This window comes from Megasphaera sp. An286, from assembly GCF_002163455.1.
Classification (GTDB): Bacteria; Bacillota; Negativicutes; order Veillonellales; family Megasphaeraceae; genus Megasphaera; species Megasphaera stantonii.
Genome location: NZ_NFIY01000008.1, coordinates 1 through 15,834 on the forward strand (window position 1 = coordinate 1; position 15,834 = coordinate 15,834).

Here is a 15,834-nt window from a genome sequence, read left to right on the forward strand (position 1 = left end):
AGATATCCAAAACAGTGGATATCACCATATACATTAGATACTAAAAGGCCGGATTTACATGCCAAGATGTTTCTGTCAAATATATACCCACAACAACTTGACACTGTCGGAGCCGTCCTGAATCTTGACCGGTGAAAAAATATACGATATAGTAAACGTACGGGTGAGCACCTACCGACAGTCAGGCTGAAAAGTCTGGCTGTTTTTCTATATCAGAGGGGAGTCGGAACTATGACCCTGTATTCCAAAGATCATCCTGCCGCCGTCCTGCTCGTCTTCAGCCTGCCCTTGATCCTGAGCGGGATGCTGCAGCAGCTGTACAGCTGGGCCGACGCCTATATCGTCGGCCACGTCGTCGGCGAAGAGGCCCTGGCCGCCGTCGGCATGACGACGGCTGTGAGCAATTTGTTTACTATGTCCATGACGGGCTTTACCCTGGGCCTGTCCATCTTAGCCGCCCAGAAATACGGCAAAAAAGAGTACGAGACGCTGCCCCGCATCTTGTCGGCCTTTCTCGTCCTCCTCGTCCCGGCCTGCGCCTTCTGCGCCGCCGCCGGCTGTATCTGGGAAGAAGCCCTTCTCGACGCCCTCCGCACGCCGGCAGACATCGCCGAATTTACGGGGCAATACCTGCGCGTCATCCTGCTCGGCATGCCCTTTCTGGCCGTCTACAATCTCTACTCGGCCCTGCTGCGGGCCATCGGCGACAGCAGGACGCCCTTTTTCGCCATCGTCCTGTCGTCTGTCGTCAACGTCGTCCTCGACCTCGTCTTCGTCGCCGTCTGCCGCTGGGGCGTAAGCGGGGCGGCCTGGGCTACGAGTATATCGCAAATCGCCATGGCCATCTTCATCGTCTGGTACGCAGAAACGAAGCGGCCCCTGCTGCACCTTTCCCTGAAAGAAAAACTCGTCCAGCCCCATATCGTCGCCCAGGGATGGCGGTTCGCCCTGCCGCCGGCCGTCCAGAGCAGCGTCATGGCCCTGGGAAATATGGCCCTCCAGCAGTTCATGAACGGCTTCGGCTCCGCCACCGTGGCCGCCGTTACGACGGCTTACCGCATCGACCTCATCATGCTTCTTCCCATCATCAACCTCGGCTCGGCCGTCTCGACGATGGTCGCCCAGAGCAAGGGGGCCGGCAATTTAACCAAAGCTCAATCGTTCTGCCGGTACGGCGTCGCCCTGAACGCAGTCATTTCCTTCCTGCTCATGGTCGTCATGGCGGCCTTCGGCGGCAAACTGGTAGCCATGTTCGGCGTCGGAGACGAAGCGGCGTCTATCGGCAGCCAATTCTTCCGGCAAATCGCCGTCTACTACCTGTGCTTCGGCATCGCCTCAGCCCTCCGCGGCGCCGTAGAGGGGATGGGCCTGGTCCTGTATTCCAGCATCGTCGGCATCGCGTCCCTGCTGGCCCGCATCGCCTTATCCTACGCCCTGGCCCCATATCTCGGCAACATGGCCATCGCCCACGCCGAAGGGCTACAGTGGATCGTCATGCTGATATGCTACGTCCCGTACATCCTATGGCAAAAAAAACAGGCTGGCTCGCCGTAATATGCGCGAGTCAGCCTGTTTGCACAGACAATATTATTTTAACGCTTCTTCAGCCGTAGCCGGCAAATCGGGAGCGTCCGTATTGAACCACTGTTTATACAATTTCTGGAATTCTCCCGTTTCCTTCAGCTTCGCCAGGGCCGCGTTGACTTCCTTCTGCAGCTCCGTGTTGTTCTTATTGATGGCGAAGGCTAAGTATTCCGATTTCGTATCGGGAATGTCGATGATTTCATACTTGCCCTTGCCGTCCTGAGCCAGGAAGTAATCGGCTACGGGCTTATCCAGAATGCCGGCCTGGGCGCCGCCGACCTGCAAATCCATGATGAGCTCGGAGTTGTGGTCAAACTGCTTGATGTTCAAGCCCTTCTGTTCGGCATAGCCTGCGCCGGTCGTGCCCATCTGCACGGCTACGGTCTTGCCCTGCAAGTCGTCGATAGACGTGATGCCGCTGCCGTTGGGAGCGAGGATAACCAGCTTCGATTCGTAGAAGGGAGCGGCGAAGAGGACGTTCTTAGCCCGTTCCTGGGTCATCGTCATACCGGCGGCGGCAATATCCATATCGCCCTGCTGGATGACCGGAATGATGCCGGAGAAGGGAAGGTTGTTGATCTGGACTTCCCGGCCCATTTCCTTGCCGACGGCCTTAATCAAATCCATTTCAAAGCCCTTGTAATCTTCCGGATTCGCTTCGTCCTTAAACTCGAAGGGCACAAAGGTAGCGTTGGTCGCGACGCGGAGCGGTTCCTTCTTTTCAGCAGCCGCCTTATCCTGGCCGCCGCAGCCGGCGATCATCGACGCGGCCATCATGCCGGCCAAGGCTGTAACAACGTATTTTGTAAATTTCATATCGTTCATCCCCTTAGTAATCTCAAATACATATGAATTAATTAAGCAAAATTATACAACATTTATTAGTAAAAATGCAATACATAACATAAAAAAAGTAATTCCCAAATCGCATACTTGGGAATTACCTTTTTATTATCTGCAAGTTATTTCCTCAAATCAAGGGAGCGTACCTTTTCACGCAGGGGAAGCACCAGGGGCGGGCTGACGGATAATTCGTCGACGCCCATGCGCAGGAACGCTTCGGTCAGCGTCAAATCTGCGCCGAGCTCACCGCAGATGCCGACCCAGATGCCGGCCTTATGGCCGTTTTCGACGGTCTGCTGAATGAGGCGGAGCACCGCCGGATGGTGGGCGTCGAAGAAGGCGTCCAGCTTCGTCTGCTGGCGGTCGATCGCCAGTGTATACTGCGTCAGGTCGTTGGAGCCGATGCTGAAGAAGTCTACTTCCTTCGCCAGCTCGTCGCTCATGATAGCCGCCGCCGGCGTTTCTACCATGATGCCTACTTCCATATCCTTGTCATAGGCGACGCCTTCGGCGTCCAGCTCGGCCCGGACATCAGCCAGGATAGCCTTGCACCGCTTCACTTCGTCTGCAGAGATAATCATGGGGAACATGACGGCGATTTTGCCGAAGGCCGAAGCCCGCAGCAAGGCCCGCAGCTGCGTCTTGAACAGTTCCGGACGGGTCAGGCAGATGCGGATGGCCCGCATGCCCATAGCCGGGTTTTCTTCCTTGTCCAGCTGGAAGTAGTCGACCTGCTTGTCCGCGCCGATATCGAGGGTGCGGATGACGACGGTCTTGCCGCCCAGCGCTTCGGCCGTCTTCTTATAGGCTTCGAACTGCTGGTCTTCCGTCGGATAGTCGCTGTTTTCCAGATAGAGGAATTCGCTGCGGAACAAGCCGATGCCTTCGGCGTCATTGTCGAGGACCTGGGGAATATTGCCGGGGTTGCCGATGTTGGCGAAGATCTTGACGCGGCGGCCGTCTTTCGTTTCCGACGCCGCGCCCCGCACTTCTTCCAGACGGCGCTTCCGGTCCGCTTCTTCGCGCTGCTTTGCTTCCATAGACTGCAGCGTTTCTTCATCGGGATTGATGTATACCGTGCCGGTCAGGCCATCTATAATGGCCATCATGCCGTCTACATCCGTATGCAGGGGCGTATCCGTGCTGACGACGGCGGCGATGCCCAGGGTACGGGCCAAAATCGCCGTGTGGGAATTCGTGCTGCCTGCCGACGTCACGAAGCCCAGGATCTTGTCCGTGTCGAGCTGCAGCGTTTCGCTGGGAGCCAGGTCGTCGGCGGCGATGATGACGTGGTCGTATTTGCTGAAATCGACGCCCGGTCCGCCGCACAGCTGCTGTTCCACGCGGCGCGATATGTCGAGGACGTCGGCGGCGCGGGCCTGCATGTAGGCGTCGTCCATAGAGCGGAACATTTCGGCAAACTGCTGGGCCGTCCGGTCGACGGCCGCTTCGGCGTTGAGCATTTCATCGCGGATCTGCCCTTCGATAGAGTCGATATAATCGTCGTCGTCCAGCATCATCTGGTGTACTTCAAACACGGCGGCCTGTTCTTCGCCTACTTTTTCCAGGGCTTTTTCATACAAGTCCTTCAGCTGTTCAATGGCTACCTTGCGAGCATCCTGAAAGCGGGCTACTTCGGCTTCGGCATCCTGAATCGGACGCTGGGCCGTCGAAATCGTGTTGCGGTGGAACAGCGCCAGCGGCCCGATCGTAATGCCGGGAAAGACGCTTTTCCCTTTTAACGTCAGCATGGATACATCCCCCTTATGTCGTAGATATTAGAAGTTTTCCTTGAGGAAAGTTTCAACCATCGCGGCGGCTGCTTCTTCGTCGGCGCCTTCTACCTGGACCGTAACGGTTTCGCCCTGTTTAACGCCGAGAGCCATAATGGTAAAAATCTTTTTCAAATCGCCCTTGCGGGAGCCTTTGAGCATCGTAATAGCCGATTCATATTTTTTGGCTTCCTTGACCAAGAGTCCGGCCGGACGAGCGTGGATACCCATAGGATCGGTGACAGTAAACGTAAATTCTTTCATGTGTAGTTCCTCCTTCGCAGGCGCGTGCGCCCAATATTATATTATGTGAAAATATATTACATACTATAAGTGTATCTGATTTTACAGCCGAATGCAATTAATCAGCCGACTGTTTTTTACGAACAATTCCCATCAGCACGGCCGCGACGACGACGCCTGCCGCCAGAGCCGCGACGTACATGAGCGGATTGGTCACGACGCCGAAGACGAAGATGCCGCCGTGAGGAGCCGGAACGGCGCAGTGAAAGAGCATGGACAGGGCCCCGGCGACGGCCGCGCCGACGGCGCAGGGCGGAATGATGTGCACCGGGTCGGATGCGGCAAAGGGGATAGCCCCTTCCGTAATGAAAGACAATCCCATGATGAAGTTCGTCACCGTAGACTGCCGTTCCTTCGCCGTGAATTTCTGCTTGAACAGCAGCATAGCCAGGGCAATGGCAATGGGAGGCACCATGCCGCCGATCATGACCGAAGCCATGATACCCGAAGAAATCGCTTCGCCGGAGGCGCTCATGAGGGAGGCCGTGCCGAAGACGTAGGCCGCTTTATTGATGGGGCCGCCGAAGTCGATGGACATCATGCCGCCCAGGATAAAGCCGAGGACGATGCGGCTCGTCGTAGTCATGCTGTTCAGGACGTCAAAGAGCCACGTGTTGAACAGGGCCGTCGGCGGGTTGATGATATAGGTCATGATGACCCCGATGAGGACGAGTCCCAAGACGGGATAAATCAGGATGGGCTTCGTGCCGTCCAGGGCCTGGGGCAGGTTGGAAAATACCTTCTTGAGCAGGATGATGAGGTACCCGGCGATGAACCCGGCAAAGAGGGCCCCGAAAAAGCCCGAGCCGCCTGTCGTAGCCAAAAAGCCGCCGACGATGCCCGGCATGAGGGCGGGCCGTTCGCCGATGCTCATGGCGATGTAGCCGGCCAGGATAGGCATCATCAGGCTGAAGGCCAGGCCGCCGATGTTTTTCAGGAAGGCCGCCAGAGGCGTGCCCGTGCCGAATTGGGCCGTGCCGGCGTGTTCCATGTCGAAGAGGAAGGCCAGGGCGATGAGGATGCCGCCGCCGATGACGAAGGGCAGCATGTGGGATACGCCGTTCATGAGGTGCTTATAGATTTGACGGCCGGCGCTTTCCTTTTCCGCCGCATCCAGCGATACGGCCTCGGACGACGAGCTTTCGCCGTGGAAAATGGGGGCCTTGCCGTCGAGGACAGTCTGGATCAGTTCTTCCGGAATCTTGATGCCGTTGGCGACCTTCGTAAAGACGACGGGCTTGCCGGCAAAGCGCTGCGTCGGCACGTCCTTGTCGCAGGCGACGATGACGCCGACGGCCCGCTCGATATCCTCGGCAGTCAGATGGTTTTTGACGCCGCCGGAACCGTTCGTTTCGATTTTAATGTCGACGCCCATAGCAGCTCCCTTGCTTTCCAGAGCTTCCGCCGCCATGTAGGTGTGGGCGATGCCCGTCGGGCAGGCCGTGACGCCGATGACGAAGGGCCGGTCCGACGGAGCGGGGGAGGCCGGTTCGTCAGCCGGAGCCGCTTCTGCCTCGGCAGCTTCTTCTTCCGCTTCCGCCGCCAGCTGGGCCGTTTCCGTCTCGTCGATGACGGCCAGGTATTCGTCGGCCGTCTTGGCGTTCATCAATTTTTCCCGGAATTCGTCGTCCATGAGCATACGGCTCAGACGGCTCAGCACTTCCAGGTGGACGTTGGCTCCGCCGGCCGGGGCGGCGATGAGGAAGAACAGGAAGGCCGGCTCGTCGTCCAGGCTTTCATATTCTACGCCCGAACGGACGATCATCGACGCCAGCCCCGGAGCCGACACGGCGTCCGTCTTGGCGTGGGGGATGGCGATGCCTTCGCCGATGCCCGTGCTGCCTTCGGCTTCGCGGGCCAGCACGGCCTTGCGGTATCCTTCCAGATCCGTCACGTTGCCGCCTTTATCCATCAGGGATACGAGATGGTCGATCGCCGCGCCCTTGTCGGCGACGACGGCTTGTAAGTCGATACTTTCTTTTTTCAATAAATCTACAATCCGCATGAATTTACAATCTCCTTTTACCTACAAACCTGCGTTACGGCAGCTGGCCGTATACTTCTTTAATATCGTCTTCCGTCGCCAGCCAATCGTGGAAGGCCGAAGCGCTGCCGGCGCTGATGCCCATCTTGAGGGCCTCCTGCAGGTCGCCGCCCGACGATTCGAAGCCGGCTAAGAACCCGGCTACCATGCTGTCGCCGGCGCCGACGGAATTGACCAGCTTGCCCTTAGGCGACTGCATGCGGTATACCCGGCCGTCTTCGCCGAGGAGCAGGGCGCCGTCGCCGCCGAGGGATACGAGGACGTTTCGCGCGCCCATATCCTGAAGCTTTCTTGCGCATTCGGCGATTTCTTCGTCCGTCTTGAGGACGGTATCGAACAATTCGCCCAGCTCGAAGTTATTCGGCTTGACTAAAAAGGGCTTATATTTCATGACGTTTTTCAGCAAATCGCCCGTCGCGTCGACGACGACCCGTACGGAGCGGCCTTCGAGGCGGCGCAGGATCCGTTCGTATATGTCGTCGGGAAGGGCGGCCGGGATGCTGCCGGCCAATACGAGGGTATCACCGTCGGCCATCCCGTCGATCTGGGCCATCAGGGCCTGCAGTTTGTCGTCGGGGATAACCGGCCCCATGCCGTTGACCGCCGTTTCGTCAGCTGCGCTGATCTTCAGGTTGATGCGCGAATAGCCTTCGTCCAGCACGATGAAATCGCAGTCGCTGCCGCATTCCAAAGCCAGCCGTTCTATTTCCCGTCCCGTAAAGCCGGCGATGAAGCCGAGCATTTTCGCCGGAATGTGAAGATTTCCCAGTACCAGCGCCACGTTGACGCCCTTTCCGCCGGGATAAATCGTTTCCGCTTCGGCCCGGTTGATGTCGCCGGCCTTAAATTCCTTCATCTGCACTACATAATCCAGCGAGGGATTGAACGTAACCGTATAAATCAAAGGATATGCACCTCCGTCAAAGATTCGTAAGAACTATAGTCCATGTCTTCTTCGCCCTTGGCCGTGACGACCGTGACCTGGGCCAGGTCTGCAAAGGTGATGTGCGCCGACTGGCCGAACTTGCTGACGTCAGCCAATACGTAAGCCTGCCGGCACTGCCGCACGGCCGCGCCCTTGCAGGCCGCTTCCTCCACGTCGGGCGTCGTGCAGCCCTCCTGAGGCGTCAGGCCGTTCGTGCCGAAAAATCCCTTCGTAAAGTGGTAGCGGCTCAGCATGTCCCGCATTTCGCTGCCGATGACCGATTCGGTCTTTCCCTTGACCAGGCCGGGCAGGACGTACACCTTTACGCCACTGCGGGCCAGCTTCTGGGCCGTCGGCAGGCCGCTGGTCACAAAGGACGCTTCGGAGCCGACGAGAAAATCGGCCATCTGCTCGACCGTCGAGCCGCCGTCGAGATACACGAAGTCGCCCGGACGGACCAGAGAGGCGGCAAACTGGGCGATGCGCCGTTTTTCTCCAATATGCAGGGAGTATTTGTCCTGCAAATCTTCCATGGCGGCGTCATAGGCTCCTTCCTTCAAGGACGTCGCCCCGCCGTGAACGCGCCGCAGCAGCCCTTCTTCGTCTAAGGCGGCCAAATCCCGCCGGACCGTCGATTCGGAAATATCCAGATAATTGACCAGCTCCTGAACCGACACGGCGCCGTGCACGTTGACGATCCGCATGATTTCAGCTTGTCTTTCTTCGGTCAGCATGACCCTCATCCTTTCTATTCAGTTCCTTTACACCTGCATTATACAATCAATTTCTTTCTTTTTCAATCATTTTCTATCATAATTGCGTATTTTCAATCATTAACAGTCAATTATGCGCACGAATCATATATTGTGATTTATATCACAGAAGAAGCAACAGGGTGGACGCAAATACAGAAGCCAGGGGCCGCAATTTATGATATAATAGCCTGTAAGAGCATTAATTCTACTATACTAGGAGTGATTGTCATGAATAAAAAAGCCGAAAGCTTCCAAGCATATTTAAAAGAAAAAAATCTGTCCGCCTTTACAGTCGACGAAATCAAGGACGACCCCTTCCATACCGTCGTCTTCCGCTCGCAGCTCGCTATCGACGGCAATAACCTGCCGACCATCGTCATCGCCGACGACAGCATTTACGGCATTATCCGCATCTTAGTCGCCCCGAAAGTCCCCGAAGGAAGCGAAGGCCTCGCTAAATTGCTCAACACGTACAACCAGACCTTCAAGGCCTTTAAGTATTACGTTGACAACAAGGGCTCCCTGATCCTGGATATTTCCATCGTCAGCGCCGACGAATCGCTGAACGGCGACCTCGTATACGCCTTGTTCCAGACCGTCATCGAGCACCTGAACGAATCGTATAAGAACATTATGAAAGAAATCTGGAAATAACAATTTGACGTCCCCTGCCGGTAAAGCAGGGGATTTTTTCGATTATATCCCCATTACATTAAAACCATACGAATTTCCTATGGATAGATTAAATACTTTTTCTTGACATGCTGCGTGTAAAGTAATACGCTACTATAGTAAAGTATTACTTTATATCAATAGGGGAATGATAACGTATACCTTTACAGCATAATTACATAGGAGGGGATCCGTATGAAACACACCGCTGCCGCCGTCGCCGTAAGCGACGACACGCGCGGCTCTTTTCTCAAATGGTTGGAACGGGTAGGCAACAAGCTTCCCAATCCAGCTATTCTTTTTTTGATTTTCTTCATGGTGCTGGCCCTTTGCTCTTACGTCCTGCAGCTGGCCGGCGTAACGGCCGTCAATCTCAAGACCAATGAAATCATCCATATCCGCAGCCTCATCAGCGCTGAAGGCTTGGACTGGCTCCTGACGAACCTCATCAAAAACTACATTAATTTCCCGCCCCTGGGCATGATCATCGTCCTGACCTTCGGCCTGGGCGTGGCGTCGGAAACGGGGCTGCTCCAGACGCTTATCCATCACTCCATGCACAATATCCCGCGGAAGTACGTGACCCTGGCCGTCGTCTTCATCAGCCTCATGAGCCATATCGCTTCTGACGCGGCCATCGTCATCATGCCGCCCTTAGCGGCCATGCTGTTTTATTCCATGGGACGCCATCCCTTAGTTGGCTTCGCCTGTTCCCTGGCCGCCATCTATTCGGGATTTACGGCCAACATCCTCATCGTCACGACGGACGTCCTCTTGTCGGGCATTACGACCCAGGCCATCCGTACCATCGACGCGACGATGACCGTCACGCCAATCGACAACTGGTATTTCATGTCCTTCGCCGTCTTCTACCTGACGGCCGTGACGACCTTTATTACGGAGAAATTCGTCGAACCGCGCATGGGCGTATATGACCCGGCCCACGCCCAGGAAAACCTGACTATTCCCGACGTATCGCCGGAGGAAAAAAAGGCCCTGCGCCACACCCTCATCGCCGCCGTCCTGTATTTGGCCGTCGTCTTCCTCATGGCCTTTCCCGACAACGGCCTGCTCCGCAATTCCCAGACCCATTCGCTCCTGGGGTCGCCTCTGCTGCGCGGCGTCATCCCGCTGCTTTGCGGCTTTCTCCTGACCGTCGGACTGACCTACGGCGTATCCATAGGCAAAATCAAAAACGCCGATGACATGATACATTGTATGACCAACGCCGTCAAAGGCCTGTCAGGCTTTTTAGTCATGGCCTTTTTCATTGCCCAGTTTATCGCAGCCTTCGCCTGGACCAACATGTCGACGATGATCGCCATGAAAGGGGCTCTGTTCCTGAAAGACGTAGGCATGACCGGCCTGCCGGCTCTCATCTGCTTCATGCTCTTCGGCCAGCTCCTGGGCCTCTTTACATCCAGCGGCTCCGCCGTATGGGCCCTGCTGTCGACGGTCTTCGTCCCTATGTTCATGCTCTTGGGCTATCACCCGGCCTTCATCCAGGCTGCCTTCCGGGCCGGCGACGGCGCGCTGAATACCGTCGCCTTAGTCAACCCGTTCCTGCCCCTGTTTTTGGAAATCATCCGCCGCTACAAAAAAGACAGCGGCATCGGCACCTATTTATCCCTCATGATGCCCTACGCCATGGCCTTCCTGGTCATGTGGTATGCCTTGTTCATCTTCTGGTATCTCACAGGCTGGCCTGTCGGCCCGGGTATTCCCCAGAGACTCTAAATTAAATCGTTGAACAGACAAAAAAAAAATCAGGATCTTCCACTAGTAAGGAAGACCCTGATTTTTTATTACTGAAATTTATTTAACAGACGCTTTCCTCGCCGACCAGTAGGCGTCCTGACCAGTGATGCCGTGTCGCGTCTTGTATTTCAGGACGGCCATAACCAGCAGGGATGTGACGAAGAGGGCCGAGAAGACCTGCAGGGTAATGGAGTAGCTGTTCGTCGTCTCCTTGATCCACGACAGGAGCAGGGGACCGGCCACGCCGGCGGCGCCCCAGGCCGTGAGGATGCGGCCGTGGATAGCGCTCAGGGCCTTGGTGCCGAACAGGTCGCTGAGGTAGGCCGGCATACAGGAAAAGCCGCCGCCGTAGCAGGTAATGATGAGCAGCACGACGATTTGAAAGCTGAAAGCGTTCGTTTCCGTCGACAGCTTGAAGAAGGCCAGGGCCTCGATGAAGAAGAAGAGGACGTACGTATTAGCCCGGCCGATATAATCCGATACGGTCGCCCAGGCGATGCGGCCGGCGCCGTTCAAAAAGCCGATGAGGCCGACCATGGACGCGGCAGCCATGGGCGACATGCCGACGACTTCCTGGGCCATCGGCGAGGCGACGGCCAGGAGGGCGATGCCGCAGGTGATATTGACGAAAAAGAGCCACCAAATCGTATAGAGCTGCCAGGTCTTCATGGCCTCTTTCAGGGAAAACTGCGGCATGGCATCGGCATAGACCGGGCCGGAGGGCTTCGCCAGCGCTGTGTCGGGACGGGGCATTTCGTCAGCCTTCGGAGGCGCTAAGTACAGGGACGAAGCTGTCATGACGACGAGATACACTGCGCCCAGGATGAGGAAGTTCGTCGCCAGGCCAAAATTAGCGACGAGAAGCTGCATCGCCGGACCGGCGATCATGCTGGCAAAGCCGAAGCCCATGATGGCCAAACCCGTGGCAAAGCCGCGGTTGTCGGGAAACCATTTGACCAGGGTCGAGACGGGCGTAATATATCCCGTCCCCAAGCCGATGCCGCCGATAACGCCGTAAAACAGATACAGCATAGGCAGGCTGCGGAACTCCATGGCCGCCGCCGTGCCGAACATAGCCGAAACGAAAAATAAAGTCGACACGAGGCCCGACTTGCGGGGGCCGGCCTTTTGGACGAAGCTGCCCAGGCATCCGGCGGACAATCCTAAAAACAAGATAGCCAGGGAAAAGGTCCACGTCGTCTGCTGCAGCGTAAAGCCCATCGATTCCATAATGGGCTTGGTCAAGACGCTCCAGGCGTAGACGCTGCCGATGCAGATGTGAATTCCCATGGCGGACAGGGCAATGAGCCAGCGATTTCTCTTCATGATATCGTCTCCTTTGACTTGTCCCGCCAGAGCAATAAAAAGCCGGCCGGCTGGACAAAGAATAGATGTACTCTTGCCCAGACGGTCGGCGTATATGTCACCGTGCAGTCCACGTGGTTATTCCACTTCATTCCGTCAGTCCTGCACTGTATAGGTACGTTGTTATGATATGATTATACGGATTTAGAGCATACCTGTCAAGAATTATGCAGATTTTTTCACAGCTGCTGCAGCCATGTCGGCCGTATCGGCGTCCGTTCCATAAGCAGTTTCTTGCGCGGCTTGCCCCTTAGCCTTGGCGTCTGCCGCATCCTTGGCCTGTTCCATTTGCTGCCGGCCCAATTCGGTCAGCGTCTGGCCTGCCGGGGCCTTGCGGATGATGTAGACGTTTTCCAGAGGCTTCAATACGGAAAAGCCGTATTTCATCAGGGCCTGGGCATCGCCGTAGCGGTCTTCCGAATTCATGATAGCCGCGATGACCGTCCGCCCGTTCTGAGTCGCCGAAACGACGAGGCACGGCCCGCCGGCATTCGTCGTGCCGGTTTTAATGCCGTTTGCTCCGGGGAACCCGCTAGTCAGGAATTCGTTCGTCGAAACGCAATGCTTATAGCTGCCGTCGACGTAGGGCATGTCGAAGGTACTGCGCTTGACAATATCCCGAAAAGCCGGCAGCTTCATGCCGTAGGCGCCTATCTTGGCCAGATCCCGGGCCGTCGAATAGTGGTTGGCGTCGGGAAGGCCGTGGGGATTGACGAAATGCGTATGGGTCGCACCGAGAGCTGCCGCCTTCGCGTTCATTTTTGCGACGAAGGCTTCTTCCGTCGGTTCAACCGTTTCCGCAATGGCCACGGCGGCATCGCAGCCCGACACGAGCATCATGCCCGTCAGGGCGTTGCGCAGGGTAATCTGGTCGCCCTGCTGCAGGCCGAGGACAGAGGCATCGCTTTCGACGCTCAGGGCCTTATCGGTAATGCGAATCGTCTTATCCATCATGGCCTGCCCGTTTTCCAGGGCGACGATGCAGGTCATCATCTTCGTCGTGCTTCCCGGATAGCCTCTCAGGTCGGGCTGTTTGGCATACAGCTCATCGCCTGTATCGGCGTCCATGACGTAAGCAGCCTGGGCCGCCACTGCCGGCGGTTCCGGATTTTCGGCGAAGGCTACGGAAGATAGGGCTACGCAGGCAGTCAGCGCAGCTAAGATCGTTTTCTTTAAAGACATGATACATGCCTCCCTTGAACATAAACTATAGATGATTACAGCGGATTTTTAGCGGCCATTTTCGGCTTGCGCGGGTATTTGGCCGGACATTTCTTCGTCTTTTTGATATACAGGACGGCCCGCTTGTCATCCAGACCCGGCAAATGGACGGGGCGGACTTCCGCCGCCGCGCCGCCGAGGATGGACAGGGCCTTTTGGGCCTCGGCCAGCTCTTCCTCATATTGGGCGCCTTTTAATGAGATAAATACGCCCTGGCGAGCCGTATAAGGAAGGGCCCATTCAGCCAATATCTGCAGGCGGGCTACGGCCCGGCTGGTCACGATATCGAAGCGTTCCCGGTATTCCTCTTTGTGGGCCATTTCCTCGGCCCGGCCGTGCAGGAAGGAAGCCGTCAGGCCCAGCTCCGCCGTCACGCCCTGTAAAAACGTCAGCCGCTTCTGCAGGGAATCGAAAAAGGTCACCTTCAAATCGGGCCGGTAGATGAGCAGGGGCAGGCCGGGAAAGCCGGCTCCCGTGCCGAGATCCAGGACGGAGGCCCCTTCGGGAAACCACGCCGCGTCGTAGCACGACAGGCTGTCTATCATGTGTTTTACGGCTACGTCGGCTGGCTCCGTAAGGGCCGTCAGGTTCATGACCTTATTCGTCTCGACCAGGCGCTCTGCAAACAGGCAGAATCGGTCGATTTGCTCCGCCGTCAGGGCCAGGCCAAAGTCCTTCGCCGCCGCGATGAGTTCGTCTCTAAACATGGCTTTCCTCCCGCTGGCGCTGTTCCAGCACGATGAGCAGGGCCGTAATATCCGCCGGCGATACGCCGGAGATGCGGCTGGCCTGCCCTAAGGAGCGGGGCCGTATGGCGTCCAGCTTCTGCCGCGCTTCGCCCGACAGGGTATCGATGTCGGCGTATACGATATCTTCTGGCATCAGCTTCTTTTCCAGGCGGTTCATCTTTTCCACCTGTTCCAGCTGGCGGTTGATATATCCCTCGTACTTGACCATGATCTCGATTTCCTCGCATACGTCGTCGGCCAGCTGCGGCAGGGGAAATACCTGGCTCAGCGTATGGTAGGTCACTTCGTTGCGCCGCAGCAAATCGTAAGCCTTGAGGCCGGTACGGACGGGAGCCGTGCCGATAGAAGCCAGCTTTTCCTGATTTTCCTTTGTCGGCGTGACGGGCAGGGCCTTCAGCGCCTCCAGTCCCGCTTCGACGGCTTCTTTCTTCTCTATAAAGGCGTCGTACCGTTCCTGCGTGACCAGGCCGATGTCGTAGCCCTTCTGGGTCAGGCGCAGGTCGGCGTTGTCCTGCCGCAGGATGAGTCGGTATTCCGAGCGGCTGGTCATCATGCGGTACGGTTCTTCCGTTCCCTTGGTGACCAAATCGTCGATGAGGACGCCGATGTAGGCCTCCGAGCGGGTGAGGATAAAGGGCTCCTTGCCCTGTACCTTGCGGGCCGCGTTGATGCCGGCCATGAGGCCCTGGGCCGCCGCTTCCTCATAGCCGCTGGTGCCGTTGGACTGGCCTGCCGAAAAGAGGCCGCTGATGGCCTTCGTTTCCAGCGACGGCGTCAGCTGCGTCGGGTCCAGGCAGTCGTATTCGATGGCGTAGCCGGGGCGCATGATCCGCACGTCTTCCAAGCCGGGAATCGTCCGCAGGAAGGCGTACTGCACGTCGACGGGAAGGCTGGTGCTCATCCCTTGGACGTACATTTCTTCAGTCATTTCGCCTTCGGGCTCAACGAAGAGCTGATGGCGCTTCTTATCGGCAAAGCGGACGATTTTCGACTCGATCGACGGGCAGTAGCGCGGGCCAACGCCCTGGATGACGCCGTTGCACATGGGCGCCCTGTCGAGGTTTTCCCGAATGATGCGGTGCGTTTCCTCGTTCGTAAAGGTCAGCCAGCAGCATTCCTTGTTGCGGTTCTTCCGTTCGGACAAAAAGGAAAAGGCGTGGCCCTGCTCGTCGCCTTCCTGCTTCTGCATTTCTTCCGTCCGCAAGGTGCGGCGGTCGACGCGGGCCGGCGTGCCCGTCTTAAAGCGCATAAGCTTGATGCCCGCTGCCAGCAGGGAATCAGACAGGTCTTCTGCAGACCGCTGTCCCATGGGGCCGCCGGAATAGACGCATTCGCCTGTAATGATCTTTCCCTTTAAATAGGTCCCCGTCGCCAGGATGACGCATTTCGCCTTGTACACTTCGCCCATTTCCGTGACGACGCCCGTAACGGCGCCGTTTTCCATCTGGATATCCGTAATCATGAGCTGCTTGACGTCCAGATGTTCCTGATTTTCCAGCACCTGGGTCATGGTCATCTGGTACATCTTCTTATCGGACTGGGCCCGCAGGGAATAGACGGCCGGCCCCTTGCCCGTGTTGAGCATGCGCATTTGGATGCACGTCTTATCCGTATTGATGCCCATTTCGCCGCCCAGCGCATCGATTTCCCGTACGAGGTGGCTCTTGCCGGGGCCGCCTACGGCGGGATTGCAGGGCATGAGGGCGATATTATCTAAATTAAGCGTCGCGACGAGAGTCCGCGCGCCTAACCGCGCGCTGGCCAGGGCCGCTTCGCAGCCTGCATGGCCTGCGCCGACGACGATGACGTCGTATGTATCGACTACAAACATGATTTCACCCTT

13 protein-coding genes and 1 riboswitch are annotated in these 15,834 nt (G+C 57.0%); of the genes, 3 read left to right on the forward strand and 10 right to left on the reverse strand.

Annotation, left to right across the window (positions count from 1 at the left end; all coding sequences use genetic code 11):
• Positions 1 to 231 precede the first annotated feature (231 nt).
• Positions 232 to 1,554, forward strand: coding sequence for an MATE family efflux transporter (locus B5F80_RS05090; RefSeq protein ID WP_087477744.1), 1,323 nt, complete (start codon positions 232 to 234; stop codon positions 1,552 to 1,554).
• Between the two features lie 33 nt (positions 1,555 to 1,587).
• Here B5F80_RS05090 and B5F80_RS05095 read toward each other — a convergent pair whose 3' ends face one another.
• From B5F80_RS05095 to B5F80_RS05120, 6 genes are all read right to left on the reverse strand, one after another.
• Positions 1,588 to 2,400 (reverse strand): basic amino acid ABC transporter substrate-binding protein, encoded by an 813-nt coding sequence (locus tag B5F80_RS05095; RefSeq protein WP_087477745.1) that lies wholly within the window; start codon positions 2,398 to 2,400, stop codon positions 1,588 to 1,590.
• A 146-nt stretch (positions 2,401 to 2,546) separates the two neighbouring features.
• A complete protein-coding gene (gene ptsP, locus B5F80_RS05100) occupies positions 2,547 to 4,178 on the reverse strand; it encodes a phosphoenolpyruvate--protein phosphotransferase (RefSeq protein WP_087477746.1) in 1,632 nt (543 codons plus the stop codon).
• A gap of 27 nt (positions 4,179 to 4,205) precedes the next feature.
• Positions 4,206 to 4,463 (reverse strand): HPr family phosphocarrier protein, encoded by a 258-nt coding sequence (locus B5F80_RS05105; RefSeq protein ID WP_087477747.1) that lies wholly within the window; start codon positions 4,461 to 4,463, stop codon positions 4,206 to 4,208.
• Between the two features lie 97 nt (positions 4,464 to 4,560).
• Entirely contained in the window at positions 4,561 to 6,507 is a 1,947-nt protein-coding gene (locus B5F80_RS05110; protein WP_087477748.1) for a fructose-specific PTS transporter subunit EIIC, read from the reverse strand.
• Between the two features lie 34 nt (positions 6,508 to 6,541).
• Positions 6,542 to 7,450, reverse strand: coding sequence for a 1-phosphofructokinase (gene pfkB / locus B5F80_RS05115; protein ID WP_087477749.1), 909 nt, complete (start codon positions 7,448 to 7,450; stop codon positions 6,542 to 6,544).
• On the reverse strand, positions 7,447 to 8,205 hold the full coding sequence (locus B5F80_RS05120; RefSeq protein ID WP_087477750.1) for a DeoR/GlpR family DNA-binding transcription regulator: 759 nt from the start codon (positions 8,203 to 8,205) through the stop codon (positions 7,447 to 7,449). Before B5F80_RS05120 ends, pfkB begins: the two co-directional genes overlap by 4 nt.
• A gap of 249 nt (positions 8,206 to 8,454) precedes the next feature.
• Here B5F80_RS05120 and B5F80_RS05125 point away from each other — a divergent pair, with 249 nt between their 5' ends.
• Positions 8,455 to 8,880 (forward strand): YbjN domain-containing protein, encoded by a 426-nt coding sequence (locus B5F80_RS05125; RefSeq protein ID WP_087477751.1) that lies wholly within the window; start codon positions 8,455 to 8,457, stop codon positions 8,878 to 8,880.
• A gap of 213 nt (positions 8,881 to 9,093) precedes the next feature.
• Positions 9,094 to 10,635 (forward strand): AbgT family transporter, encoded by a 1,542-nt coding sequence (locus tag B5F80_RS05130; RefSeq protein ID WP_087477752.1) that lies wholly within the window; start codon positions 9,094 to 9,096, stop codon positions 10,633 to 10,635.
• A gap of 78 nt (positions 10,636 to 10,713) precedes the next feature.
• Here B5F80_RS05130 and B5F80_RS05135 read toward each other — a convergent pair whose 3' ends face one another.
• The 4 genes from B5F80_RS05135 to mnmG all read right to left on the reverse strand — a co-directional run bounded on the left by B5F80_RS05135 (position 10,714) and on the right by mnmG (position 15,822).
• Positions 10,714 to 11,982: an OFA family MFS transporter gene (locus tag B5F80_RS05135; RefSeq protein WP_087477753.1), complete on the reverse strand. Its 1,269-nt coding sequence runs from the start codon at positions 11,980 to 11,982 to the stop codon at positions 10,714 to 10,716.
• Between the two features lie 68 nt (positions 11,983 to 12,050).
• A riboswitch (ZMP/ZTP riboswitch) is annotated at positions 12,051 to 12,135 on the reverse strand.
• Between the two features lie 51 nt (positions 12,136 to 12,186).
• Positions 12,187 to 13,203: a D-alanyl-D-alanine carboxypeptidase family protein gene (locus B5F80_RS05140; RefSeq protein WP_087477754.1), complete on the reverse strand. Its 1,017-nt coding sequence runs from the start codon at positions 13,201 to 13,203 to the stop codon at positions 12,187 to 12,189.
• Between the two features lie 35 nt (positions 13,204 to 13,238).
• Positions 13,239 to 13,949: a 16S rRNA (guanine(527)-N(7))-methyltransferase RsmG gene (rsmG, locus tag B5F80_RS05145; RefSeq protein ID WP_087477755.1), complete on the reverse strand. Its 711-nt coding sequence runs from the start codon at positions 13,947 to 13,949 to the stop codon at positions 13,239 to 13,241.
• The gene (mnmG, locus tag B5F80_RS05150) at positions 13,942 to 15,822 is read right to left on the reverse strand and encodes a tRNA uridine-5-carboxymethylaminomethyl(34) synthesis enzyme MnmG (RefSeq protein WP_087477756.1); all 1,881 of its coding nucleotides are present in this window, start codon (positions 15,820 to 15,822) and stop codon (positions 13,942 to 13,944) included. The genes rsmG and mnmG overlap by 8 nt, the downstream gene beginning before the upstream one ends.
• Positions 15,823 to 15,834 lie beyond the last annotated feature (12 nt).

Coding starts and splice junctions, on each gene's coding strand:
- B5F80_RS05105 (WP_087477747.1), bottom strand. CDS start 4,463: ATGAAAGAATTTACGTTTACTGTCACCGATCCTATGGGTATCCACGCT.
- mnmG (WP_087477756.1), bottom strand. CDS start 15,822: ATGTTTGTAGTCGATACATACGACGTCATCGTCGTCGGCGCAGGCCAT.
- rsmG (WP_087477755.1), bottom strand. CDS start 13,949: ATGTTTAGAGACGAACTCATCGCGGCGGCGAAGGACTTTGGCCTGGCC.
- B5F80_RS05135 (WP_087477753.1), bottom strand. CDS start 11,982: ATGAAGAGAAATCGCTGGCTCATTGCCCTGTCCGCCATGGGAATTCAC.
- B5F80_RS05140 (WP_087477754.1), bottom strand. CDS start 13,203: ATGTCTTTAAAGAAAACGATCTTAGCTGCGCTGACTGCCTGCGTAGCC.
- B5F80_RS05110 (WP_087477748.1), bottom strand. CDS start 6,507: ATGCGGATTGTAGATTTATTGAAAAAAGAAAGTATCGACTTACAAGCC.
- ptsP (WP_087477746.1), bottom strand. CDS start 4,178: ATGCTGACGTTAAAAGGGAAAAGCGTCTTTCCCGGCATTACGATCGGG.
- B5F80_RS05090 (WP_087477744.1), top strand. CDS start 232: ATGACCCTGTATTCCAAAGATCATCCTGCCGCCGTCCTGCTCGTCTTC.
- B5F80_RS05120 (WP_087477750.1), bottom strand. CDS start 8,205: ATGCTGACCGAAGAAAGACAAGCTGAAATCATGCGGATCGTCAACGTG.
- B5F80_RS05130 (WP_087477752.1), top strand. CDS start 9,094: ATGAAACACACCGCTGCCGCCGTCGCCGTAAGCGACGACACGCGCGGC.
- B5F80_RS05125 (WP_087477751.1), top strand. CDS start 8,455: ATGAATAAAAAAGCCGAAAGCTTCCAAGCATATTTAAAAGAAAAAAAT.
- B5F80_RS05095 (WP_087477745.1), bottom strand. CDS start 2,400: ATGAAATTTACAAAATACGTTGTTACAGCCTTGGCCGGCATGATGGCC.